At 69.6% G+C, this 22,606-nt stretch carries 22 protein-coding genes and 1 pseudogene; 13 read left to right on the top strand and 10 right to left on the bottom strand.

The genetic code is table 11. From position 1 onward, the window contains the following. Positions 1-25 precede the first annotated feature (25 nt). Positions 26-1,081, top strand: a complete 1,056-nt coding sequence (locus tag ACIGDI_RS18870) for a ferredoxin reductase (RefSeq protein ID WP_399897829.1) — start codon at positions 26-28, stop codon at positions 1,079-1,081. Positions 1,082-1,088: 7 nt separating this feature from the next. Further along, a complete protein-coding gene (locus ACIGDI_RS18865; protein ID WP_399897827.1) occupies positions 1,089-2,207 on the top strand; it encodes a fatty acid desaturase family protein in 1,119 nt (372 codons plus the stop codon). 493 nt (positions 2,208-2,700) lie between these two features. Here ACIGDI_RS18865 and ACIGDI_RS18860 read toward each other — a convergent pair whose 3' ends face one another. Further along, positions 2,701-3,237 carry a DinB family protein gene (locus ACIGDI_RS18860; protein WP_399897825.1) on the bottom strand — a complete coding sequence of 179 codons (537 nt, stop codon included), beginning with the start codon at positions 3,235-3,237 and terminating at the stop codon, positions 2,701-2,703. A 501-nt stretch (positions 3,238-3,738) separates the two neighbouring features. Here ACIGDI_RS18860 and ACIGDI_RS18855 point away from each other — a divergent pair. Further along, the gene (locus tag ACIGDI_RS18855) at positions 3,739-3,939 is read left to right on the top strand and encodes a hypothetical protein (protein ID WP_399897823.1); all 201 of its coding nucleotides are present in this window, start codon (positions 3,739-3,741) and stop codon (positions 3,937-3,939) included. Between the two features lie 403 nt (positions 3,940-4,342). On the opposite strand, the gene ACIGDI_RS18850 is transcribed toward ACIGDI_RS18855, so the two are convergent. Continuing rightward, on the bottom strand, positions 4,343-4,642 hold the full coding sequence (locus tag ACIGDI_RS18850) for a hypothetical protein (RefSeq protein ID WP_399897822.1): 300 nt from the start codon (positions 4,640-4,642) through the stop codon (positions 4,343-4,345). 418 nt (positions 4,643-5,060) lie between these two features. On the opposite strand from ACIGDI_RS18850, the gene ACIGDI_RS18845 reads away from it, so the two are divergent. After that, a complete protein-coding gene (locus ACIGDI_RS18845) occupies positions 5,061-6,329 on the top strand; it encodes an MFS transporter (protein WP_399897820.1) in 1,269 nt (422 codons plus the stop codon). 145 nt (positions 6,330-6,474) lie between these two features. Here the strand turns inward: ACIGDI_RS18845 and ACIGDI_RS18840 are convergent, their stop codons facing one another. Both ACIGDI_RS18840 and ACIGDI_RS18835 read right to left on the bottom strand, forming a co-directional pair. Beyond that, on the bottom strand, positions 6,475-7,329 hold the full coding sequence (locus ACIGDI_RS18840) for an alpha/beta fold hydrolase (RefSeq protein WP_399897818.1): 855 nt from the start codon (positions 7,327-7,329) through the stop codon (positions 6,475-6,477). Positions 7,330-7,443: 114 nt separating this feature from the next. Then, positions 7,444-8,750, bottom strand: a pseudogene (locus ACIGDI_RS18835) (MFS transporter). A 151-nt stretch (positions 8,751-8,901) separates the two neighbouring features. On the opposite strand from ACIGDI_RS18835, the gene ACIGDI_RS18830 reads away from it, so the two are divergent. Beyond that, complete coding sequence (locus tag ACIGDI_RS18830; protein ID WP_399897816.1) at positions 8,902-9,468, top strand: TetR/AcrR family transcriptional regulator; 567 nt, start codon at positions 8,902-8,904, stop codon at positions 9,466-9,468. 108 nt (positions 9,469-9,576) lie between these two features. Here ACIGDI_RS18830 and ACIGDI_RS18825 read toward each other — a convergent pair whose 3' ends face one another. Further along, positions 9,577-10,110, bottom strand: coding sequence for a CbrC family protein (locus ACIGDI_RS18825; protein WP_399897814.1), 534 nt, complete (start codon positions 10,108-10,110; stop codon positions 9,577-9,579). A 404-nt stretch (positions 10,111-10,514) separates the two neighbouring features. Between ACIGDI_RS18825 and ACIGDI_RS18820 the strand changes: the two genes are divergently transcribed. The 8 genes from ACIGDI_RS18820 (at position 10,515) to hypA (ending at position 16,952) form a co-directional block, all read left to right on the top strand. Continuing rightward, entirely contained in the window at positions 10,515-12,056 is a 1,542-nt protein-coding gene (locus tag ACIGDI_RS18820) for a hypothetical protein (RefSeq protein WP_399897812.1), read from the top strand. 1 nt (position 12,057) lies between these two features. Further along, entirely contained in the window at positions 12,058-13,146 is a 1,089-nt protein-coding gene (locus ACIGDI_RS18815; RefSeq protein WP_200705936.1) for a hydrogenase expression protein HypE, read from the top strand. Positions 13,147-13,211: 65 nt separating this feature from the next. Next, positions 13,212-15,005, top strand: a complete 1,794-nt coding sequence (locus ACIGDI_RS18810; protein ID WP_399897810.1) for a nickel-dependent hydrogenase large subunit — start codon at positions 13,212-13,214, stop codon at positions 15,003-15,005. Next, on the top strand, positions 14,998-15,549 hold the full coding sequence (locus ACIGDI_RS18805) for a NifU family protein (RefSeq protein ID WP_399897808.1): 552 nt from the start codon (positions 14,998-15,000) through the stop codon (positions 15,547-15,549). Before ACIGDI_RS18810 ends, ACIGDI_RS18805 begins: the two co-directional genes overlap by 8 nt. After that, positions 15,546-16,142 (top strand): DUF5947 family protein, encoded by a 597-nt coding sequence (locus ACIGDI_RS18800; RefSeq protein ID WP_399897806.1) that lies wholly within the window; start codon positions 15,546-15,548, stop codon positions 16,140-16,142. The genes ACIGDI_RS18805 and ACIGDI_RS18800 overlap by 4 nt, the downstream gene beginning before the upstream one ends. 42 nt (positions 16,143-16,184) lie before the next feature. Next, positions 16,185-16,391: a hypothetical protein gene (locus tag ACIGDI_RS18795; protein WP_399897804.1), complete on the top strand. Its 207-nt coding sequence runs from the start codon at positions 16,185-16,187 to the stop codon at positions 16,389-16,391. Positions 16,392-16,411: 20 nt separating this feature from the next. Continuing rightward, positions 16,412-16,597, top strand: coding sequence for a hypothetical protein (locus tag ACIGDI_RS18790; protein WP_399897802.1), 186 nt, complete (start codon positions 16,412-16,414; stop codon positions 16,595-16,597). A gap of 7 nt (positions 16,598-16,604) precedes the next feature. Next, the gene (hypA, locus tag ACIGDI_RS18785) at positions 16,605-16,952 is read left to right on the top strand and encodes a hydrogenase maturation nickel metallochaperone HypA (RefSeq protein WP_399897800.1); all 348 of its coding nucleotides are present in this window, start codon (positions 16,605-16,607) and stop codon (positions 16,950-16,952) included. Positions 16,953-17,007: 55 nt separating this feature from the next. Here the strand turns inward: hypA and hypE are convergent, their stop codons facing one another. The 5 genes from hypE to hypB form a co-directional block, all read right to left on the bottom strand. Further along, positions 17,008-17,997, bottom strand: a complete 990-nt coding sequence (hypE, locus tag ACIGDI_RS18780) for a hydrogenase expression/formation protein HypE (protein ID WP_399898847.1) — start codon at positions 17,995-17,997, stop codon at positions 17,008-17,010. Between the two features lie 73 nt (positions 17,998-18,070). Further along, entirely contained in the window at positions 18,071-19,213 is a 1,143-nt protein-coding gene (hypD, locus tag ACIGDI_RS18775) for a hydrogenase formation protein HypD (protein ID WP_399897798.1), read from the bottom strand. Continuing rightward, complete coding sequence (locus ACIGDI_RS18770) at positions 19,210-19,491, bottom strand: HypC/HybG/HupF family hydrogenase formation chaperone (protein WP_200698681.1); 282 nt, start codon at positions 19,489-19,491, stop codon at positions 19,210-19,212. The genes hypD and ACIGDI_RS18770 overlap by 4 nt, the downstream gene beginning before the upstream one ends. A gap of 3 nt (positions 19,492-19,494) precedes the next feature. Continuing rightward, positions 19,495-21,834 (bottom strand): carbamoyltransferase HypF, encoded by a 2,340-nt coding sequence (gene hypF / locus ACIGDI_RS18765; protein WP_399897795.1) that lies wholly within the window; start codon positions 21,832-21,834, stop codon positions 19,495-19,497. Further along, complete coding sequence (gene hypB, locus ACIGDI_RS18760; RefSeq protein WP_399897792.1) at positions 21,831-22,574, bottom strand: hydrogenase nickel incorporation protein HypB; 744 nt, start codon at positions 22,572-22,574, stop codon at positions 21,831-21,833. The genes hypF and hypB overlap by 4 nt, the downstream gene beginning before the upstream one ends. Positions 22,575-22,606: the final 32 nt, after the last annotated feature.

The following is a 22,606-nucleotide window of genomic DNA, read 5'->3' as shown; positions in this document are numbered from 1 at the left end:
CCTTGAGGCGCAGCAAGCTGGAGTCATGACGAGTTCAGCCCTCCGCAGCAGGGCGTGGAAACTACTGGAGATGGTCACGACGCCGCTGCTGCCGTCGGACTACCTCGACCTGGTCAGCCCGCTGCGTGCGGGCGCCGACCTGCGCGGGCGCATCGAGGCCGTGCACCCCGAGACGGGTGACGCCGCGACTATCGTGATCAGGCCGGGACGAGGCTGGCGCGGCCACGCAGCCGGTCAGTACGTGCGGATCGGGATCGACGTCGACGGGGTGCGCCTGTGGCGTGCCTACTCCATCACCTCACCGACAAACCGCCAGGACGGCCGCGTCACGATCACCGTGAAGGCGATCCCGGACGGCAAGGTCAGCAACCACCTGGTCCGCAGGACGAAACCAGGCACGCTGATCCAGCTCGACCAGGCGACCGGTGACTTCGTACTGCCGCAGGCCAAGCCCCCCAAGGTGCTCTACCTGACGGCCGGCAGCGGCATCACGCCCGTGATGGGCATGCTGCGCGACACCGAATTCGACGACGTCGTCATGGTCCACTGCGCGCCGCAGCCACAAGACGTGATCTTCCGCAACGAACTCCACGACCTGGTCGCGGACAAGAAGCTGCGGCTCACCGAGGTGCACACCGACACAGACGGCATGCTCGACATCACCCGTCTCAGCGACCTCGTACCCGACTGGGCCGAGCGCGAGACCTGGGCATGCGGGCCCGCGGGCCTGCTCGACGCCGCCGAAAAGCACTGGAGCGACCACGGCGTACCGGAGCGCCTGCACACCGAACGCTTCCGCCCCAGCATCGTCGTCACCGGCGACGGCGGCGAGGTCACGTTCAGCGCCACCGGCAAGAGCGTCGACGCCGACGGAGCCACGCCGTTGCTGGACGTCGGCGAGGAGGCCGGCGTGCTCATGCCCTCCGGGTGCCGCATGGGCATCTGCTTCGGCTGCATCACGCCGCTCAAGGCCGGCGCCGTCCGCGACCTGCGCACCGGCGAGATCACCGAGGCCGAGCCGGGCGTCCTCATCCAGACCTGCGTGTCCGCCGCGGCGGGCCCCTGCGACATCGAACGGTAGGAGCACCTTGACCGCCATCGACCCCACCGCCCACCTGACCGCACAGCAGATCGAGGAACTCGGCCGCGAACTGGACGCGATCCGCGACGAGGTGATCGCCAGCCGCGGAGAGAAAGACGCCGCCTACATCCGTAAGGTCATCTCCGCGCAGCGCAAGCTCGAGCTGGTCAGCAGGGGCGTCCTGCTGTTCTCGCTCTTCCCGCCCGCGTGGGTGCTCGGTACCGCCGGTCTGTCCGTGGCGAAGATCATGGACAACATGGAGATCGGCCACAACGTCCTGCACGGCCAGTGGGACTGGATGCGAGACCCGAAGATCCACTCCACCACCTGGGAGTGGGACCACGTCTCGCCGTCCGACCAGTGGAAGCACTCCCACAACGAGCTGCACCACACGTACACCAATGTGATCGGCAAGGACAACGACCTCGGCTACGGCATCATGCGCGTCGACGAGGACCAGAAGTGGCACCCGTTCCACCTCGGCCAGCCGCTGTGGAACTTCATCAACGCCTGCTTCTTCGAGTACGGCATCGCTGCGTACGACCTGGAGCTCGGCAAGAACCTGCACAAGCGCCGCCGCAACAACCCGGAGTTCCGCGCGCGGGCCAAGGCCGTCGGCCGCAAGATCCGCAAGCAGGTGCTCAAGGACTACGTGATCCACCCGCTGCTGTCGGGCCCGTCGTTCCTCCCCACCCTCGCCGCCACGTTCACCGCGAACCTGGTCCGCAACATCTGGTCCCACTCGGTGATCATGTGCGGGCACTTCCCCGAGGGCGTACAGGTCTTCGAGCGTAGGTCGATCAAGGGCGAGACGCGCGGCCAGTGGTACCTGCGCCAGATGATGGGCTCGGCGAACATCAGCGGCAGCAAGGCCATGCACTTCATGACCGGCAACCTGTCCCACCAGATCGAGCACCACCTGTTCCCGGACCTGCCGAGCAATCGGTACGCCGAGGTCGCGGTGAAGGTGCGCGCACTGTTCGAGAAGTACGAGCTGGAGTACGTCACCGGGCCGCTGCCCAAGCAGGTGTTCTCCGCGTGGCACAAGGTCTTCCGGCTCTCGCTGCCGAACAAGAAGCCCAAGGTCACGACGCCGGAGCGCGAGCGAGAACTCGTCGCCGCCTGATTCCTGGTGCTGGTTGCGGGGCGGGGGGCCACGGCGACGCGAGACCGTACGACACGGGATCCGGGGCAGCTCAGTGTCCGCTGAGCTGCCTCGACAAGCGCAGGAACTCGGCCTCGCCGCCCGCCTGACGACATCACCTAGCGCCCACCCGATCGGTAGCGCACGCCGACAGGGAGGGCCCCAACCGCTTCTCGCGGTTCCTGATTGCGCGGTGCGCAGCCTCTGGCTGCTTCTCCGCGTCTTTGTGCGGGGCCCTCCCCGTCCCCTTGACTGAATCACTTCAGCACCGGTACCGCGAGGGCCGTACGACCCTGACGGCCGCCCCGCTCGTCTTCTTGACGCAGGCGGCCCGGGCAGCCAAGCCTCGCATCCACCGGGTCTTCGGAAGACGACGAATCATGCGAAGGCGCCGTTTCGCTCAGCGGTAGTTGGCCAGCCCGGTGGCGGTCCCATGCTGGGCTGAGGCCCACGCCTCGTGGGACGCAGCGGTCGGCTACTCGCCAGTGACACCATCGATGGCCTCGCGGAGGAGATCCGCATGGCCGACGTGGCGGGCGTACTCCTCGATCACGTGCTCAAGGACGAACCCCACATCGGTGTCACCGAATTCCGGGTTCGGCGCGATGCGGGCGACGTCGACGGTCACTTTGGCGAATACCTGCCGCGACTCCTCGCACGCCTTGAGGTAGTCCTCGTAGACATCCCTGGCCGGCGTGGCGTCCGACTCGTCGTACCACTCGCCACCGTCAGCGGTGACGTAGGTCCGATAGGGATGGAAACGGGGCGTCGTACCAGCCAACGTCCGCTGGAACCAGGCACGCTCAACCCCCTGCAGATGGCGCATGAGCCCCAGGAGGGTCAACGCCGACGACTGCACAGGACGCAGCCGCAGTTGTTCCTCCGAGAGGCCCTCGCACTTCCACAAGAAGGTCGCTCGGTGGTAATCGAGATTCGAGGCGATCAACTCCAGCCAAGGGCCCGATACTGCTCGCTCGGGCCGGACGATGTTCTGGACCACGCTGTCGCTCACGCTGGAGTCTCCTCACCGGTCGTCAAGCTTGGTCAAGTACGCACGCGCCACGATCCGAGGCCTGGCTGCCGCCTCCACCAGGACCTCACGAGCACGGCTGCCCAAGAAGACCTCTCTTCGCATCGGAACTCATCGCTCGACACTGCCGCGGGAGTGCCCCTCCAGGGCTGCGAGTCACAGGCGGCCTGAACGCACCCGGCTGTGGACGCCTGAACGGAAGGAAGCTCCGGGTCGCCGATCCCGTTTCGACGGCTTTCGAAATCCTTGCGGCTGTCCTCCAATGACACCTACGTTGAGGCACCAGCAATCGACCACAGCAGCGGTGTGAGCTGTTGGCCCTCACGGCAGGCCGGCCCGGCGGCGCAGGGAACGGCACAGCTGGCAGTCCGAGGCAGACCGTCCCGGCCTCCACCATCGGTGACTGTGCCTGGCGAGCCTATGTCCTGCCGAACACGACGAGATGCCCACCCTGGCGAAAACCCGGACGAAAAGAGGTATCAGATGCGTACGCACAAGCGAGCGGTCGCCGCCGTGTTCGTGGCCACCATCGCCCTTTCCGCCCTCACCCCCCAGGCCGTGGCTACCCCTATGCCCTGGGAGACCAGCAGGACCCCTACGGCTACCACCCACCATGTCCCCTCAACCACGACCGGCGAGAGCGGCACGGTCACCGTGCTGTGTGCTGCCGGCTGCTACCAGTAGGTGGCCACCGCCGAGGATCTCAATGCGAGGAAGGCTCAGGGACTTCGCGTTTCCGGAGGCCGACCCTGGCGACCGATCCAGCAGGCGCGCAAGGCGGCAACAGGCGCCGACGCCCGTTTCCGCATAGTGGAGGTTGACGATCAACAGCATCCACGGGCATGGCAACGGGCACGGGAGTCACGCATGCGACAGCCCACCGCTGCGTGGCACGTATACGTGGCCACTCCTGCACCTGATGGCGCTGCAGGCTGGACATGCGAGTACGCCGGAACCGAGCCGTACTGGCCCACGGTGTCGACCGGCAAGTCAACTGAGGTACCCACTAATTGGCGCCGGCTGGTGAACGCGGCACCCTGACCCGCCGACGTGCCAACGGGCAGACGTCGGCTTCGTCGGCCGCAGGTCAAGCGATCGCCACCAACATGTACGTCTCGGCGAGCGCGAGCACGATCCCGACGATGAGGAACAGTCCTTGGACGACGGCGGTGACCGGCATCCGCAGACTGGCGTGGACGAACGTCGAGAGCGCGAGCGCGGCGGGAATCGTCCAGGCCAGGGCGAGTCCCGAGAACGAGAATCCGGGATGAGGTCGGTGGGCTTCGGGAAAGCCGTCGCCCATGCTCGCCATACCGCCCAGGGCCATGATCAGACCGATACCCGCCAGTGCGAGGGCATCGGCCACGGCCAGCAGCAGCGCGACCACGATGTCCGTCAGCCGGGAGGGCCGGGCCGACCTGGCGGAGGTTATGTCGTCGCCGTATCTCCGGCGATTGCCGATCTTCTTCCGAATTCCATGGAATCGGGCCACTGCTCGACTACACCACGGAGCGTGCCATTCCGTAATTGCCGGTACGTAACGAACCGGACCCTGAAAGAGTGAGTATCGGTATCCGGTTGATATGACCGCATACCGCCGAGCCTGACGGACTCACCTGTGAGAGCGGCGTGGAGGCGGTATAGTTCAGCCGTCAACTGCCAGCGTGCGCGGGCCAGTTTCCTCTTCCTGTCATCGTTGCGAGTACCGCCGCCGCACAGTGGATTTGCCGCACCTCGCTTTCTCTCGCGGGCAACTGCCCTCATTCTCAGCACCCCAAGTACCCCTCACCGAAAGCCTCTTGTTCGTGGCCCTCACCGTGCACGAGGACCGGCCTGCCGGTCGGCATGCCGCCATTCCGCCCGGCAGTCACTTTCGGCGAATCTATGCTCCGCGCGCGAGCGATGCGTTGGCGTTTTCCATGTCGACGTACGCGATGCCGCTTCTGGTCCTGACCATCACCAGTTCCGCCTCTTTGACGGGTCTGGCGTTCGCGCTGGAATGGACGCCGCGGATCGCGGCGTTCGTGCTGGCCGGGAACGTGGTGGACCGCCGCGGCGCGGCCATCGTGAGTTTCCTGTCGTCGCTCGGCCGGGCCACGGTGGTGGCGGCGTCGGCGGTCGCCCTGATGATGCTTCCGCGGGACACGACTGAGACAGTCGTCATTCTGGTGCTGGCGGCCGTGACCGGGACCCTCTCCCAGTTCGGGTTCGTCGCCAACGAGGCCGTCGGCGCGGTTGTCACCCGGCGCGGGGAAGCCCGACCGCACGGGACGCAGGCGGTGCTCGTCGGCATCGACCAGACGGCCACGGTCATCGGGCCACTGCTCGCCGGCTTCCTGCTGTTATACGGCCCCGGGTGGATGCTCGCATGTCTGAGCGCGGTGTCCTTGCTTGCCGCCGTACTCGGACTCCAGACCCCGCCGACGCCGCTGCGTGCCGCGTCCCCGGACGGGGCGGGAAAGGTCGGCGGGCTGCGGGCAGGCCTGCGGACGTTGCTGCGGCTGCCCGCGCTGGGATGGCTCGTGGGTGGTCTGACCTGCTCGAACCTCGCTCTCGGGCTGCTGCAGTCCGCCAGCCCGGTCATTGTCGTGGAGACCTTCAACCGCTCCTCGGCCAGCGTCGGCACCATGTGGTCCGCCGCCGCGGTGGCGAGCCTGCTGGCGATCACCTGCTGTCGTCTGGTGCTGAGCCGGCTCGACCTGTGGTCGGTGGGCGTCGTCTCAGCAACGCTCGCCTCCGCGGCCTGTCTTGGCCTACCGCTGGCGCCTTCCTACATCTCCTACACGATCCTGGTCGCCATCTTCATGGCGGGCGACGGCGGCCTCACGGTCGTGTTGCGTACCGTGCGCTCACTGATCATCCCGTCGACGGCACTCGGCGCCACGCTCTCCCTGACCATGCTGATCCTGCTGCTGCCTTTCCCCGCGGCCGGCATCCTCGTTGCGCTTACGCCGCCCGCGCATCTGGGCAGGGCGCTGCTGGTCTGCGCCGTACTGCAGGCTGTCGCTCTGGTCGTCACCTTCATCAGACTCCGTCGTGCGCCGACCCTGCGCCTGGTCGCCGACCGACGGTGAACACCGCCCGCGGCAGCGGTGCGCGCGTTTCCCGGGGCCAGAAGCGACATTCCGATACCAACAGGGTTCGACACCGGGAGACTTACCTGCGGCCCAAGACGATCGAGCGCTGCTTGAGCCGTAGGCAGCCGCCTCTGAGGGCGCGTCAGTCCGCTGCGAGGTTTGCGAGCAGCTCGGCGGCGGGCTTCGGGTGGACGAGCCAGCCGAGGTGGCTCCCCTCAAGCGTGCGGACGTCGAAGGGGTTGCCGGGTGTGAGCGCGTTCGCTTCGCGGATCATGCGGTCCTGCATGGCGAGCGGAATGCTGGCATCGGCGGCCAGGCGCACATAGGTCTTGGGAATCCGCCCCCAGGTCGTGGCCTGTGCTCGGTCTGCGGACGTACCGACGTCGAGATTCTCATCGGGCTGGAAGGTGTTCAGGAAGGTCCGGAACTCGTCATCGGTGAGGTCGGCGGCGAACGCTCGCTTGAACGCGGCGAGTGCCGTCGGGGCGGCGGTGCGGAAGTTGGTCCGGAGGAGACCGAGTTCGGCCGGGTTCCCGACGAGCGCGGCGGCGAAGGCTCCCGCGTCGACGTCCGCCATCTCCGGCTGGGCGTAGTACTCGCTCACGTCCAGATCGACGGGGCACCAGGCGGAGACGTAAACGATCCGGTCGATCAGTTCGGGCCGGGCGTTGGCGACGGCGGTGGTCGTGATGCCGCCCCTGCTGTGGGCGACGAGGATGGTGGGCCCGTTCCGCTTGGCCCGTTCGAGGACTTCGATCACGCGAGCGGCGTTGTCGGCGAGGGTGACTCCTTTCATGCTCCCCGGTTCTGTGGCGAGTGCGTCGAGATCCTGGGGCGCCTGGTAAGCGGCGGTGAAGGTCGCCTCGAATCCATGCCCCGGAAGGTCGACGGCGACCGAGCGGTACCCAAGTAGGGCGAGCTCGGCCTGCAGCGGCGCGAACGAGAACGAATTTGCGAAGGCCCCATGAACAAATACGAATGTGGGCAGATTCTGCATACCTGGTCTCCAACAGTACGATCTTCGGACAGGTCAAGTGTGCATGAGGGCCGGCTGGGCATGGCGGTGACCACCTCGCGCAGCCGCTTCTCCCGGTCAAGGCGGTTGTTGTCGTCAACGGCTGTTCGCGGATGCCTCGTTGGAGGCGGTGACCACACCTGGATCCGTGGAACGTCGCGGCGCCGCAGAGTCTTCCGCGGGCTTGGACCTCGCCAGCCACAGGCCGGTGAATACGGCGGTGGCCAAGGTCACGGCGCCGGCAGCGAGGAAGGCGCTGTTGAGACCGGACGCGAAGGAGGCGCCGCCGGATTGCCGCGTTCGGACGATGGCTCCGAGTACCGCTACGCCGAGCACCGCACCGATCTGCCGGGTGGTGCTGCTGATGCCTGAGGCGAGGCCGCTTTCCTGCGGGCTGACTGCTTGGATGGCGGCTCCTGTCAGTGGGGACATGGCCAGTGCGAAGCCGATGCCGACGAGTCCCAGCCGCCACCACACGTTCCCGTAGCCGGTGTCGGCATGCACCATGCCGAGCGTCAGCAGTCCCAGGCCGGCCAGGGCCAGTCCGGTGGTGACCACGGTTCGGAAGCCGTATCGGGCGGCGAGCCGGCCCGCGTACGGGCTGACGATCACCATGGCGAGGGACACCGGCAGGGTCTGCAGGCCGGCGCGCAGGATTGAGCGGCGAGGAGCATCACCGCGGCGGCGAGGCTGCCCAGGATGACCGGTGAGGTCCAGCCGCGGGCACCCCCCTCGATCAGCCCATAGGTCAGTACCCCCACCCCCAGAACGGACAACACCGTGCCCGGGATGTCGATCGCGGGGGCGCTCGGGTTGCGGGACTCACCGAGGTGGCGCAGGCCGATCAGTAGCAGGACCACGCCGATGGGCAGATTGACCAGGAAGATGGCGGCCCAGCCGAAGGCCTGTGTCAGCACGCCGCCGGCCACGGGGCCCGCGGCCAGACCGATTCCGCTGAGCCCGGCCCACAGCCCGATCGCCTTGATTCGTTCCTGCGGCACGGGATAGGCGGCGGCGAGCAGGGCGAGCGAGGCAGGGCTCAGCGCCGCGGCCCCGATGCCCTGTAGCACCCGGCCGGCGACCAGCCAGCCGAGCGAGGGCGCGAGGCTGCACAGCAGTGACGCGGCGGTGAACACCGCCACGCCGGTCAGGTACACCCGCTTGCGGCCGAATCGGTCGGCGAAGACACCGCCGGACAACAGCAGCATGGCGACCAGCAGTACGTACGCGTCGACGATCCATTGCAGTCCGGTCAGTTCGGTGTGCAGCCGGTGCTGCATATCGGGCAGTGCCGCTCCCACGATCGTGTTGTCGAGCAGGACCATGAATTGCCCGAGGCAGGTCACCGTGAGCAGCACGGCCCGGTTCGATCGACTGCCTACGGTCGCATGCGATGCAGCCAAGAGATGCCCCTCAATCGTTGGTTACGCCCGGTCGCGGTCGACGCGCATGGCGATGCACCCGAGCGCCACAAAAGCAGTCGATGACTGCGTTAGTCGACTATAGGGAGGGTCCATTCACAAACGCAAGTGATAACTGCGTTAAGGTGAGTGCATGAACGAGCGACAGCGAGCCCGGCGGCCGGGTGGGCGCAGCGCCCGCGTCGGCGCGCAGGTGCACCAGGCCGTCACCGACCTGATCAGTGAGCGCGGCTACGGCAACTTCACGGTCGGTGAGGTCGCAGCCCGCGCAGGCGTAGCCGACAGCAGCATCTACCGCCGGTGGGGCGACCTGGAAACCCTGCTCACCGACGTGGCGCTCACCCGTCTCAACGCGCAGTCGCCGATGCCCGACACCGGGAGCCTCGAAGGTGACCTGCGCACGTACGCGGCCCAAGTGGCCCGCGAGATCACCGGACCCGACGGTCCTGCGGTGCTGCACCTGGCCGTCGCCCTCTCGAGGAGCGGTCAGCAGGGGATGCAGGCTGGCGTCGACCTGCGCGCCGAACGCACCCGGCAGCTGCAGTCCATGCTCGATCGCGCCCGCGACCGTGGCGAGCGCGCACTCGACGCGTCCGACGTGCTGGACCACATCCTGGCCCCGATGTACATCCGCGTCTTGTTCGGCATGGTCCCGCTCACCCCGGACTACATCGACGGGCTGGTCGACCGAATGCTGTGACCTCGATCGGTCCCCGCGATCAGCCCTCGGACGCGGTGCCAGGACTCCGCCGGATGCTCGCCGACACGCGCCCGGCAAGGGAAAGGCGCGCGTCGAGGCTGGGCCTGGCTATGAAGCGTCGGCGTAGGCGAGGTGGGTGCCGCAGACGGTGCAGCGGAAGAGCATCGCGCTTGCGCCCTGTCCGAGATGGGTCAGGAAGTTCTCGAGCTGGGATGCGTCGTGCCAACCGCCGAGCCGTAGGTCGGTTCGAAGCCGGTCGAGCGCGTCGGGGTGGGCGGCGAGTTCCGTGTATCCGACCTCGCCGATGAAGGCGGCCGCGTCGTTGCAGTGAACGAGCCAGTGCGGGTCCTGCCAGGCGTGGAAGCCGGGGGTGCGGCGGGTGACGTGTTCCAGGGTCTCCTCGCTGACGCCGTCGAGCCCGTATGAGTCGGCAAATTCACCTTCGAATCGTTCCGCGGCGCTGCCGTCGGCGATGCACCAGGGACAGAACTGCCCGTTGACGTCCTGGGCCGTGTAGAAGGTCGCGGTGTAGATCCACCCGGTTCTGCGCTCACAGCACACGCAAGTCTCGACGCTCTCGCGGATGGATCCGCTTGCGACTGGCTCGGGGTGATAGCGGAAGGAGGGCAGGCTGGCGCTCACTGGTGAGCCTGCCTGTGCAAGGAGGGAGCCGCGTCGACGCGGGCGGTCTGCGCGCCGGTGTGCACGCCTGTAAACCTCATGGGCCGCAGTCTGTCCGCAAGTAATCCTGTGATCAAGCGGCGAGATCCAACCGCCGCTGGTCGGGGGTGCGTCGGCCAGATCACGCTCAGCTGGGACGGGCCTGGTACCCCGTCCGCGCCGAGCAGCTGGGACAGGCCCTGGTACCCCCTCCGCACCGAGAACCTTGGACAGACCCCGCATCCTCTCCGGCCGCCAACCACACCCCACCATCCCGAGTAATCGCCCGAACGGCTCAACCTCGCCGCGCCGCAGGAGGCGAGGATGCGTGAGCGGTGTGACGGTGGTGGCAGGCATGTGCGTGCACGTGGAGACGAGGAGGCGCGATGTCGGACGGAGAGGTCGAGCGCGGTATGGCGTCCGCTGTCACGACGGGCGCCGCCGGAGACCTGCCTCCCGACCAGTCCCTGAGCGCCTTCGAACAGCTGGGTGCCGTGGCCGACGCCGTCCTGTACGAGGGCTACCTCCTGTATCCGTACCGGCGGTCCTCGGCCAAGAACCGCGTCCGGTGGCAGTTCGGGGTGTTGTTCCCGAGGGACTGGGTCGAGCAGGACGGCCCCGTCGTCCCCGGGGTGTCCGGCTCCGCCGACTCCTGGTACCAGCAGACCGAGTGTCTGCTGAGAATCCGGAAGCCCGACGCGCTCCTGCGGGTGAGGCTTCGATACCTGCAGATGCAGCGCAAGCAGGTGGAGAAGGCGGAGGGGGCCGGCCAGGACGGTGGCCACCATGCCGTCGAGTCGCTGCTGACCGATGACGGCACCGTGCATCTCACCTTCGACGAGGCGGTGCCGTGCGAAGTCGACATCGCGGTCCCGATGGACGACCTCCTCCAGGGTGAACGCACTGTGCCGACGGGAGCCGCGGCCGGCGTGGACGTCGAGGCACTGCCGCAGGACGCCGGGCGGGTGGTGCGCCGTCGCGAGGAGGTACGGGCGAGCACGACCGTGAGCGCCGAGCGACTCGGGCAGAACCTCTGCCGGATCCGCGTACGCATTGTGAACACCGGCCCAGCCCCCGAGCCGCGGGCTTCGCGTGACGAGGCACTGCGCCGCGCGCTCATCGCCACCCACACCCTCATCGGCGGTGACGGCGTCGAGTTCGCCTCACTGATCGACCCGCCCGAGGACCTGCGCGGCCATGCGGACGCATGCCGCAACGAATTCACCTTCCCCGTCCTCGGCGGCCAACCGGCGGACAGTGTTTCCCCCGCGGGCGCGGGCGCCGTCGGACGGGTCGTGCTGGCCTCGCCGATCATCCTTCCCGACCACCCGCAGGTGGCCCCGGAGAGCCCCGGCGACCTGCACGACGCGGGGGAGATCGACGAGATCCTCACCCTGCGCACGATGTTGCTGACCGACGAGGAGAAGCGCGAGGCGCGCGCCACCGATCCGCGGGCCGCCGCGATCCTCGACCGGGTCGACACCATGCCCCCCGAGGTCTTCGAACGGCTGCACGGTGCCATCCGCTCCCTCTCCCCGGTCACCCCGCAGACCCTCACCCCGCAGACCCTCTCCACCCCACCCGCCGAACGCGCCGCCTGGTGGCAGGAGGGCGCCGACGACGGTCTGTCCCCGTCCACCGACACAGTGCTCGTCGACGGCGTAGCGCTGGGCGGCGGCTGTCGCGTCCGGCTTCGCCCGCGGCGACGGGGTGCCGACGCCCAGGACATGTTCCTGGCCGGACGGACCGCCGAGGTGGCGGCCGTCTTCCACGACGTGGACGGCAGCGTGCACCTCGCCGTCACTCTCGACGACGATCCGGCGGCCGAACTGCACAGCTGGTACGGCCGTTTCCACTACTTCCGCCCCGACGAACTCGAACCACTCAGTTCGACCGACTCCGACACCCCCCGCAGCGGAGGCCGTTGACATGACAACCCACAGCAGTACCACCGAGGTCAGCGGCGAACCCGACCGCGCCGAGGACCGGCAGGGCTTCGACGAGATCCACATCCTCTGGATCTCCGAAGGCATGAGCTGCGACGGCGACACCGTCTCCCTGACGGCCGCCGACCAGCCCTCCATCGAGGACCTGGTGCTCGGCCTGATCCCGGGCCTGCCGAAGGTGAACCTGGTCAACAAGGTGCTCTCACCGAGCCTGGGCGGCGAGGACTTCCTCGCCCCCTACCGGGCGGCCGCACGCGGCGACCTGGCCCCGTTCATCCTCGTCATCGAGGGCTCGATCCCCAACCAGAACATCATCGAGGGCGACGGCTACTGGACGTCCTTCGGCAACGACCCCGAGACCGGCGAGCCGCAGACGCTGAACTGGTGGATCGACCAACTCGCCCCCAAAGCCTGGGCGGTGGTCGCCGCCGGCACCTGCGCCACCTTCGGCGGCATCCACGCGATGGCCGGCAACCCGACCGGCAGCATGGGCCTCGCGGACTATCTGGGCTGGGACTTCAGATCGCAGGGCGCCCTGCCCGTCGTGAACGTCCCCGGCTGCCCGATCCAGCCCGAGAACTTCATGGAGACCCTGATCTGGGTCCTCTACCACGCCGCCGGATCCGCTCCGCCGCCCCCGCTGGACCACATGCTGCGTCCGCAGTGGCTGTTCGGAAAGACGGTCCACGAGGGCTGCGACAGAGGCTCGTACTACGAGCAGGGCACCTTCGCCAAGGACTACAACTCACCCAAGTGCCTGGTGAAGGCGGGCTGTTGGGGGCCGGTCGTCAACTGCAACGTCCCCAAGCGCGGCTGGATGGCCGGCATCGGCGGCTGCCCGAACGTCGGCGGCATCTGCATCGGCTGCACGATGCCCGGCTTCCCGGACGCGTTCATGCCGTTCATGGACGAGCCGCCCGGCGGCACGCTGTCGTCGATGATCGTCAAACCGTACGGCGCCGTCATCCGCCGCCTGCGCGGCTTCACCAACGAACTGGTGAACCACGAACCCAAGTGGCGCCACAACAAGCGGAAGCTGACCAGTGGTTACGACCCCTACTGGCGGCCCTGACAGCGCGCGAGAACCCACCCCACCACGGACCGACCGAACACCGACAGCAAGGGGCAGTAACAGCGATGACCACAACCGAGTCCCGGCCCACGGGACGCAAACCGCCGCAGCTCGTGGACATGTCCTGGGACCCGATCACCCGCATCATCGGCAACCTGGGCATCTACACGAAGATCGACTTCGCCAACCAGGAAGTCGTGGAGTGCCACAGCACGTCGTCGCTGTTCCGCGGCTACTCGGTGTTCATGAAGGGCAAGGACCCGCGCGACGCGGGCTTCATCACCTCACGCATCTGCGGCATCTGCGGCGACAACCACACCACCTGCTCCGACTACGCCCAGCAGATGGCCTACGGGGTCAAGCCGCCGCGGCTCGCCGAGCACATCGTCAACCTCGGCGAAGCGGCCGAGTACATGTTCGACCACACGATCTTCCAGGACAACCTGGTGTTCGTGGACTTCTGCGAGGCCATGGTCAAGGCCACCAACCCCAGTGTGCTGGCCCGCGCCGAGCGCACCGACGCCCCCCGCGGCGACATCCACGGCTACCGGACCATCGCCGACATCATGAAGGCCTTCAACCCCTTCGAGGGCGAGGTCTACAAGGAGGCCCTGAAGGTCAGCCGGGTCACCCGCGAGATGTTCTGTCTGATGGAGGGGCGGCACGTCCACCCGTCCACGCTGTACCCCGGTGGTGTCGGCACAATGCCGCAGCCGACCGTCTTCACCGACTACCTCAGCCGGCTCATGCGGGTCATCGACTTCGTCAAGAAGGCCGTCGCCATGAACGACGACGTCTTCGACTTCTTCTACGAGGCGCTGCCCGGTTACGAGGAGGTCGGCCGCCGCCGCGTCCTGCTGGGCTGCTGGGGCGCCTTCCAGGACCCCGACGTCGTCGACTACCGCTACGAGAACATGAACACCTGGGGCAAGGCGATGTACGTCACCCCCGGCATCGTCGTCGACGGCGAACTGGTCACCAACAACCTCGTCGACATCAACCTCGGACTGCGCATCATGCTGGGCAGCTCCTACTACGAGGACTGGGTCAACGAGAAGCCCTTCGTCACCCACGACCCGCTCGGCAACCCCGTCGACATGCGCCACCCCTGGAACCAGACCACCGTCCCGGTGCCGCAGAAGCGCGACTTCGACGACAAGTACAGCTGGGTGATGAGCCCGCGCTGGTACGACCAGCGCACCGGCGACCACCTCGCCCTCGACACCGGCGGCGGTCCGCTCGCCCGCCTCTGGTCCACCGCGCTGAGCGGCCTCGTCGACACCCCGTACGTCAAGGCCACCGGCAACAGCGTGCGCATCTCCCTGCCCAAGGGCGAGTCGCTGCCGGAGACGACCCTGGAATGGCGCATCCCGAAGTGGAGCAACACCATCGAACGGGACCGCGCCCGGCCGTACTTCGTCGCCTACGCGGCCGCCATGGCCCTGCAGTTCCTGGAAGAGGCGATGGGACTGGTGCGCGCCGGCGACACCAAGGTGTTCGAGAACTTCGAGGTGCCCGACGAGGCGATCGGCTGCGGCTTCCACGAGGCGGTGCGCGGTGTCCTCTCCCACCACCTGGTGATCAAGGACAAGAAGATCGCCAACTACCACCCGTACCCGCCCACCCCGTGGAACGCCAGCCCCCGCGACAAGTTCGGCACCCCCGGCCCGTACGAGGACGCCGTCCAGGGCCAGCCGATCTTCGAGGAGAACGGGCCCGACGACTTCAAGGGCGTCGACATCATGCGCACCGTGCGCAGCTTCGACCCCTGTCTGCCGTGCGGGGTGCACATGTACGTCGGCAAGGGCAAGACGCTGACCACCCTGCACTCGCCGACCTACGGCGCGAACCATGGCTGAGGCCGGAGCCGTCGAACGCCTCGCCGACCCGGCGGTGGAGTCCCGGCTCGCCCGCCTCGACCAGCTGCTGGAAGGGCTCGAGTCCGTCCCGGGTCCAACCACCCGCTCCGCGATCGAGGCGGTGGGGCTGCTCACCGAGGTCTACGGCGAGGCGCTGGCCCGGGTCATGGACCAGGCGGACGCGCAGCTGTCCGAGCGTCTGGCCGACGACGAGCTGCTGGGTCACCTCCTCGTGTTGCACGGGGTCCACCCGGAGCCGGTCGAGCGCCGGGCGGCCCGCGCGGTCGAGCGGCTGCGGCCCGCCGTCCGGGAACGCGGCGGAGACGTGGAGTGGGCCGGCGTGGACGGAGAGGTGGGACGCGTGCGACTGACGACCGGCGGCTGCGGCTCCGGCTGCGGCGGCGGCACGAGCGACGTGACCGCCGCGGTCCAGGAGGCGGTGCTCGCCGTCGCGCCGGAGCTGACGGCGGTGGAACCGGTGGCGACCACGGCGCCCCCGGCCTTCGTACCGCTGACCACGCTCACCCACCGAGGCACATCGTGACCACGGACGGCGCCCTGGCCCGCCTCATCCGCTCCTCCGCCGACCGCGCCGCGGAGCCCGAGACGGAGCGGTGCGACCTGTGCGCCGCGCCCGTGCCCGACGGGCACCCTCACCTCTACGACACCACGGACGAGCAGGTGTCCTGCGCCTGCGGCCCCTGCTCGGTGCTGTTCGCCGACGGGAGTGCGGGGGAGGGGCGCTACCGGCTCGTTCCCCGCAGGCGGATCCGCCTGCCCCGGGTGGACACTGATGTCCTGGGCGTGCCGGTCGGCCTGGTCTTCTTCGTGCCCCGGGCCGACGGCACGGTCACCGCCGAGGGCCCCAGCCCGGCCGGGGCCATGCGGTGGGAAGTCGACGCGGAGGCCTGGCAGCGGCTGGCCGCGGCGTGTCCGCCGCTGGCCTCCGTGGAACCCGACGTGGAGGCACTGCTCGTGAACACCGTCCACGGCAACGACCACCACTGGATCGTCCCGGTCGACGACTGCTACCGGATGGTCGCCGTCGTACGCCGGGAATGGCGGGGCCTGTCCGGCGGCGGCCGGATCTGGCCCGCCGTCGATCGGTTCTTCGAGGACCTCACCGAGCGGACCTGAGCCCGCACTCCGCGGCGCGGAGGCGAGGAAGGAGAGCACCCCATGGGCAGCATCAGGGTCGGCCGACCCCAGGCCAAGCCCGACTCGACCGGGCACGTGCTCGGCATGCACAAGGGCAACACCGGGCCGTACGCCCGTCAGACCGGGCATCACGAGGACGGCACCGCCGACGCGCGGCGCTCCACCGGGATCCATTGGAAGCGGCACGACACCCTCCTGGACGTCATGCCGAACATCCCGCCGGGATGAGGAAAGAGCAGGGAGCCGGAATGAAGGTCCAACGAGCAGCCAACGCACAGGGCGGAACGCCGGGACGGCGATTGCTGATGGCCGAGGCCGTCGTGGCCGGGGCCGTGGCCCTGGCGCTCTTCGTCCATGAGTTGCCGAGTCTGCGGCGCGAGTTGCGGATCTACCGGATGGCCGGCGGCTTGCGCGCGGGCCACCGGTATCCGTGAGCCGACCGTGCACGAGCTGTCGATCGCGACCGCGATCATCGAGCGGGCCGACGAACTGGCCCGGGCGGACGGGACGGACGCCGTCTCGGCGGTGACCGTGCGGGTCGGCGAGCTGTCGGGAGTCGTGCCCGACGCCCTGGACTTCGCCTTCGAAGTGGCCCGCGGCGGCACGGCACTCGCCGCCGCCCGGCTCGTGGTCGAGCAGGTCCCCGCGCAGGCCTACTGCGGCCCGTGCGCCGAGGAGTTCTCGGTGGGCATGCCCCCGTTCTTCTGGTGCCCACGCTGCGACCGACCCTCCACCGATCTGCGCAGCGGCCGGGAGCTGGAGATCACCGGGATCGAGGCCCGGCGCTGACACCAGCGGGCCCCGCCGACCCATGGCGTGTCGGCGGGGCCCACTGGTGCCCGGGTCAGCAGATGCGCGGGAGTTGCTCGCCGAGCGGCAGGTCCACCACCCGGGTGCCGCCGAGTCCGGTCGCGACCACGACCATGCCGGGATGGTCGGCGACGCACTCACCGATCAGCGTGGCCCCGGCGCCCTGCGGGTGGGCACGCATCGCCGCGAGGACCTCCTCCGCCTCCGTCGGGGGCACGAAGGCGACGAGCCGGCCCTCGTTGGCGACGTAGAGGGGGTCGAGCCCCAGGAATCCGCAGGCGTTCGCGACCGCGTCCGGCACCGGGATGGCACGCTCCCGCAGTCGGACACCGGTTCCGGAGGCGCGAGCGATCTCGTTGAGGGATGCGGCCAGACCGCCGCGGGTGGGGTCGCGCAGGACGTGGATGTCCGGGGTGACCGCCAGCATGGCCGCCACCAGGTCCGCGAGCGGCGCGGTGTCGCTGGCCAGTTCGACGCCGAACTCCAGCCCCTCCCGGACACTCATGATCGCCACCCCGTGCAGGCCGATCGGGCCGCTGACGATGACGGCGTCACCAGGCCGCGCCCGCTGGGGTCGGATGTCGACCCCGTCGGGGACGAGCCCTACGCCGGCGGTGGTGACGTACACGCCGTCGCCGTGCCCGGACTCCACCACCTTGGTGTCGCCGGTGGCGATGGTGACCCCGGCGGTCTCGGCCGCGGCACCCATGGCACGCGCGATCCGTTCGACGACGGACAGTTCCACGCCCTCTTCCAGGACGAAGGCGGCCGACAGGTAGGCGGGCCTGGCTCCGCTCATCGCGAGGTCGTTGACGGTGCCGTTGACCGCGAGGTCGCCCAGACTCCCACCGGGGAAGAACAGCGGTCTGACCACGTAGGAGTCGGTGGAGAACGCCAGCCGGGCGCCGCCCAGTTCGAGGACGGCGGAGTCGGCGAGCGCGGCGAGGGTGGCGTTGCCGTAGGCGGGGGCGAAGATCTGCTCCATCAGCTCTGCCGACAGTGCCCCGCCCCCGCCGTGTCCCATGACCACGACGGGCTGGTCGCGCAGGGGTGCGGGGCAGGTCCAGTTCGCGGGGTCGACGGCCGTCTCGGCGAGTTCAGGCAACGGGGTTCATCTCCTCCCGCGCGGCCTGTGCGGCCTGCGGCGTCGCGGCGTTCATCCGCCGGTACAGGTAGTACGCGGCGCAGGCGCCCTCGCTGGAGACCATGGTGGCGCCGAGCGGGGTGCGCGGGGTGCAGGTGGTGCCGAACGCGCCGCACTCGGTCGGCTTGATCAGCCCCTGGAGCACCTCGCCCGCGCGGCACTCGGCGGGCTCCTCGGTGCGGATGTCGGTGACCTGGAAGCGGTGCTCGGCGTCGTACGCCCGAAACGCCTCGGTCAGCCGCCAGCCGCTGTCGGGAATGGGCCCGATGCCGCGCCAGTTGCGGTCGGTGACCTCGAACACCTCCTCGATCATGCGTACGGCGGCCGGGTTGCCGTCCTCGCGTACGGCACGCGGGTAGGCGTTCTCCACCCGGTGCTCCCCGCGCTCGAGCTGGCGTACCGCCCGGCGGATGCCCTCGAGGATGTCCAGCGGTTCGAAGCCGGTCACCACGAGCGGTACGCCGAACCGCTCGGCCAGCCGCGGGTACTCGCCCGTGCCCATCACGCTGCACACGTGCCCGGCGGCCAGGAAGCCCTGCACCCGGCAGGAGGGCGCCGTCATGATGGCCTCGACGGCCGGGGGCACCCGTACGTGCGACACCAGAAGGCTGAAGTTGGTCAGGCCCAGGCGGCGCGCCTGGTGCACGGCCATCGCGTTGGCGGGGGCCGTGGTCTCGAAGCCGATGGCGAAGAACACCACTTCCCGGTCCGGGTTGCGGCGGGCCAGCTCCAGAGCGTCGAGCGGTGAGTAGACCACCCGTACGTCGCCGCCCTCGCCCTTGACCCGGAACAGGTCCCGGCCGGTGCCCGGTACCCGGAGCATGTCACCGAAGGAGCAGAAGATCACCCCGGGACGCGAGGCGATCTCCAGGGCCTTGTCGATGACCTCCAGCGGGGTGACGCACACAGGGCAGCCGGGGCCGTGGATCAACTCCACCTGTTCGGGAAGGAGTTGGTCGATGCCGTGCCGGATGATGGAGTGGGTCTGTCCGCCGCACACTTCCATCAGGGCCCATGGCCGGGTGACGGTGGCGCGGATCTCGTCCAGTAGGCGCCGCGCCAGATCGGGGTCGTTGAACTCGTCGATGTACTTCACGCGGTACCCGCCTCCTTCGCCGCCTGCTGCCAGGCGTCACCGAACTCCTCCTCCAGCAGGCCCAGTTCCTCGAAGAGCTTCAGGGAGGCCAGGGCCGATTCCTCGTCCAGGCGCTGGAGCGCGAACCCGACGTGCACGATGACGTACTCACCCACCCGCACGTCGGACACGTACTCCAGACACGCCTGCTTCTGCACACCGCCGAAGTCGATCAGCCCGGTGAGCGGGTCGGCACTGTCGTCGATCGAGACGACCTTGCCGGGCACTGCCAAACACATGGGTCACTCCTCTTGTCGTTCGTGCGCCGCGACCACGAGTTGTCCAAGGGCCAAACCGCCGTCGTTCGGGGGGACTTCGCCGTGCCGCAGCACCGCGAAGCCGTCCTGGGCGAGAAGCCGCGTGCACTCCTCCTCCAGCAGTGCGTTGGCGAAGACCCCGCCGCTGAGCGCGACGGTCGCCACGCCGGTCTCCCGGCGAGCCCGCCGGCAGATCTCCGCCACGGCCTGCGCGACGCCGCGGTGGAAACGCGCGGCGAGCACGGGCACCGGTGTGCCGCGACGCAGGTCGGCGACCAGGGCACGCAGCACGGGTCCCGGGTCGCACGCGCCGGAGGCGACGGCGAAGGCGTACGCCGAGTCGTCGGCGTCCCGGGCCGAAGTGGCCGCTGCTTCCAGTTCCAGGGCGGCCTGGGCCTCGTATCCCGCGCGGTGGCAGACACCCACGAGGGACGACACCGCGTCGAAGAGCCGCCCCATGCTGGACGTCGCCACACAGGCCGCTCCGCGGGTCAACTGCTGCTCCAGCACGCTCAGTTCGGTGGCCGAGCAGGCGGCGACGCAAGGCAGGTCGGAGTCCCACGGCACTCCCGCGGACCACAACCGGGCCAGGGCCAGACGGCACGGGTTGGCCACCCCCGCGTCGCCGCCGGGCAGCGGCGCGGGGGAGAGGTGGGCGAAGCGCCGGGCGCCCGTGTAGTCGGCGAGCAGGATCTCGCCGCCCCAGACGGTGCCGTCGTCGCCGTAGCCCGTGCCGTCGAAGGCGACGCCGATCACGGGCGTGGTGCCGTCGAGGCCGTGCTCGGCCATCGCCGAGGCGATGTGCGCGTGGTGGTGCTGGACGAACACGGGTGCGGGCCGGGGCAGTTCGGCGGCGCGGCTACGGGCCCAGCGGGAGGAGTGGTAGCCGGGATGCCGGTCGGCCGCGACGAGCTCGGGGGTGACGCCGCTCAGCCGCCGCATGTGCCCCTCCGCCCGCCGGGCGGCCTCCAGCGTGGTCAGGTCGCCCATGTCGCCGATGTGCGGGCCGAGCCAGGCCTGGTCGCCCTCGCCGACACACAGCGCGTTCTTCAGGTCACCGCCCACCGCGAGCGCGGGCCGCACGGCCACCGGCAGACGCAGCGGGCGGGGCACATACCCGCGGGAGCGGCGCAGCACCTGCTCGGTGCCGTCGGCGCGCACCCGCAACAGAGAGTCGTCGCACGGGGAGGCGATGACCCGGTCGTGGGCGAGCCAGGCGTCGGCCAGCCCGTCCAGCCGAGTGAGCGCCTCCTCGTCGTCCGTGACGATCGGTTCGCCCGAGCGGTTGCCGCTCGTCATGACCAGCACACGAGGGCCGGGCGGGTCGCCGGGCAGCCCCAGCAACAACGTGTGCACGGGTGTGTAGGGCAGCATCACGCCGAGGTGCGGGCTGCCCGGGCACACTCCGGGAGCGAGCCGGAGGTGCGCGGCCTGTTCGTGCCTGCGCAGCAGGACGATGGGGCGGCGAGGTCCGGTGAGGGCCGCGCGTTCGGTGGCGGAGAGCTCGGCGATCGACCGCACGGTGTCGAGGTCCGCGCACATCACCGCGAACGGTTTGCCGCCGCGCTCCTTGCGGGCGCGCAGCGTGTCGACGGCCCGTGCGGCGGTGGCGTCGCAGGCCAGGTGGTAGCCGCCGAGGCCCTTGACGGCGACGATCCGCCCGGCCGCCAGCAGAGCCCGTGCCCCCGCCAGGGCGTCGCCGTCCCGCGCGGGGCGCAGGCCGCTGCCGGCCGCGGGCACCAGGCGCAGCCGGGGGCCGCAGTCCGGGCAGGCGACGGGCTGGGCGTGAAAGCGGCGGTCCGCGGGATCGCCGTACTCCCGGGCGCAGGCGGGACACATCGGGAAGCCGGTCATCGTGGTCAGCGCCCTGTCGTACGGCATCCCGGTGGCGATGGTGAAGCGGGGGCCGCAGTGGGTGCACGTGACGAACGGGTGGCGGTGGCGGCGGTCGACCGGATCGGCCAGTTCGCGCAGGCAGTCGCCGCAGGTCGCGGTGTCGGGCGGGAGCTGGGTACGGCCCGGGGAGCGTTCGGTCGCCCGGATCGTGAAGGCGTGGTCGGTGCCGGTGGCAGGCAGGTCCTCGACCCCTACCCCGGTGACGACGGCCAGCGGCGGGGGCTCGGCGGCCAGCCGGTCGCAGAAGCGAGCGACCCCCTCCGGCGGGCCCTCCACCTCGACGAGGACGCCGCTCGCCGTGTTGCTCACAAAGCCGGACAGGGCGAGGTCGGTCGCCAGGCGGTGCACGAACGGACGGAAACCCACGCCCTGCACGGTGCCGCGCACGGTGACCCGGCAGCGTACCGCCTGCGTGGCGGGTGCGGTCACGAGAGGCGGCCGACTGTGAGGCCGGGGACCTTCCGCACGTGCTGGTGGGGGTGCGGGGCGAGGGGCGGACGGTGCACGGGAGCTCCGTCCCGAGCGGCAAGCACCCGTTCCAGTACGGTGCTGACGCCGTCGCCGTCGCGGGCGCAGGACCGCACGACCTCCACCCCGGGGTTGACCCGCTGCACATGGGCGAGGAAGGCGGCCTCGTCGAAACCGGCGGCCTCGGCCAGATCGGTCTTGGTGAGCACGACCAGATGGGCGGAGCCGAAGGCCGTGGGGTACTTCAGTGGCTTGTCCTCCCCCTCTGTCACCGCCATGAGCACGATCCGCAGGCTCTCGCCGAGGTCGTAGGAGGCCGGGCAGACGAGGTTGCCGACGTTCTCGACGAACAGCACCGCGGTGCTCTCGGGCAGCCAGTCCTGCACATGGCCGCTGAGCTGCCGGGCCTCCAGATGGCACAGCCCGTCGGTCAGGAGCTGCTTCACGGGTGCTCCCGAACGTGCCAGGCGCTGGGCGTCGTTCTCGGTCGCCAGGTCGGCGGTGAGAGCGGCCACGGGGATACCCCGCTCCACCGCCAGCGCCAGCACCCGTCCCAGCAGTTCCGTCTTCCCGCTGCCCGGGCTGGACAGGAGGTTGACCACGGCGACCCCGCGCCGGGCCAGTTCCTCGCGCAGGCCGGCGGCCAGGCCGTCGTTCTTCGCCAGAACGGCCTGGGTGACGTCCTCCATGGACTCGCACATGGGCGGTGCTCCTCGCGGTCGGTGTGGGGGAG

This window comes from Streptomyces sp. NPDC085900 (assembly GCF_044540925.1).
GTDB classification, from domain to species: domain Bacteria; phylum Actinomycetota; class Actinomycetes; order Streptomycetales; family Streptomycetaceae; genus Streptomyces; species Streptomyces gilvifuscus.
This window is presented reverse-complemented; position numbering and strand designations above follow the sequence as displayed.

Bases quoted from the DNA above. Each gene is read 5' to 3' on its own strand.
- ACIGDI_RS18870 (WP_399897829.1), top strand. From the start codon at position 26: ATGACGAGTTCAGCCCTCCGCAGCAGGGCGTGGAAACTACTGGAGATG.
- ACIGDI_RS18855 (WP_399897823.1), top strand. From the start codon at position 3,739: ATGCGTACGCACAAGCGAGCGGTCGCCGCCGTGTTCGTGGCCACCATC.
- ACIGDI_RS18840 (WP_399897818.1), bottom strand. From the start codon at position 7,329: ATGCAGAATCTGCCCACATTCGTATTTGTTCATGGGGCCTTCGCAAAT.
- ACIGDI_RS18830 (WP_399897816.1), top strand. From the start codon at position 8,902: ATGAACGAGCGACAGCGAGCCCGGCGGCCGGGTGGGCGCAGCGCCCGC.
- ACIGDI_RS18820 (WP_399897812.1), top strand. From the start codon at position 10,515: ATGTCGGACGGAGAGGTCGAGCGCGGTATGGCGTCCGCTGTCACGACG.
- ACIGDI_RS18815 (WP_200705936.1), top strand. From the start codon at position 12,058: ATGACAACCCACAGCAGTACCACCGAGGTCAGCGGCGAACCCGACCGC.
- ACIGDI_RS18810 (WP_399897810.1), top strand. From the start codon at position 13,212: ATGACCACAACCGAGTCCCGGCCCACGGGACGCAAACCGCCGCAGCTC.
- ACIGDI_RS18805 (WP_399897808.1), top strand. From the start codon at position 14,998: ATGGCTGAGGCCGGAGCCGTCGAACGCCTCGCCGACCCGGCGGTGGAG.
- ACIGDI_RS18795 (WP_399897804.1), top strand. From the start codon at position 16,185: ATGGGCAGCATCAGGGTCGGCCGACCCCAGGCCAAGCCCGACTCGACC.
- ACIGDI_RS18790 (WP_399897802.1), top strand. From the start codon at position 16,412: ATGAAGGTCCAACGAGCAGCCAACGCACAGGGCGGAACGCCGGGACGG.
- hypE (WP_399898847.1), bottom strand. From the start codon at position 17,997: ATGGGACACGGCGGGGGCGGGGCACTGTCGGCAGAGCTGATGGAGCAG.
- ACIGDI_RS18770 (WP_200698681.1), bottom strand. From the start codon at position 19,491: ATGTGTTTGGCAGTGCCCGGCAAGGTCGTCTCGATCGACGACAGTGCC.
- hypB (WP_399897792.1), bottom strand. From the start codon at position 22,574: ATGTGCGAGTCCATGGAGGACGTCACCCAGGCCGTTCTGGCGAAGAAC.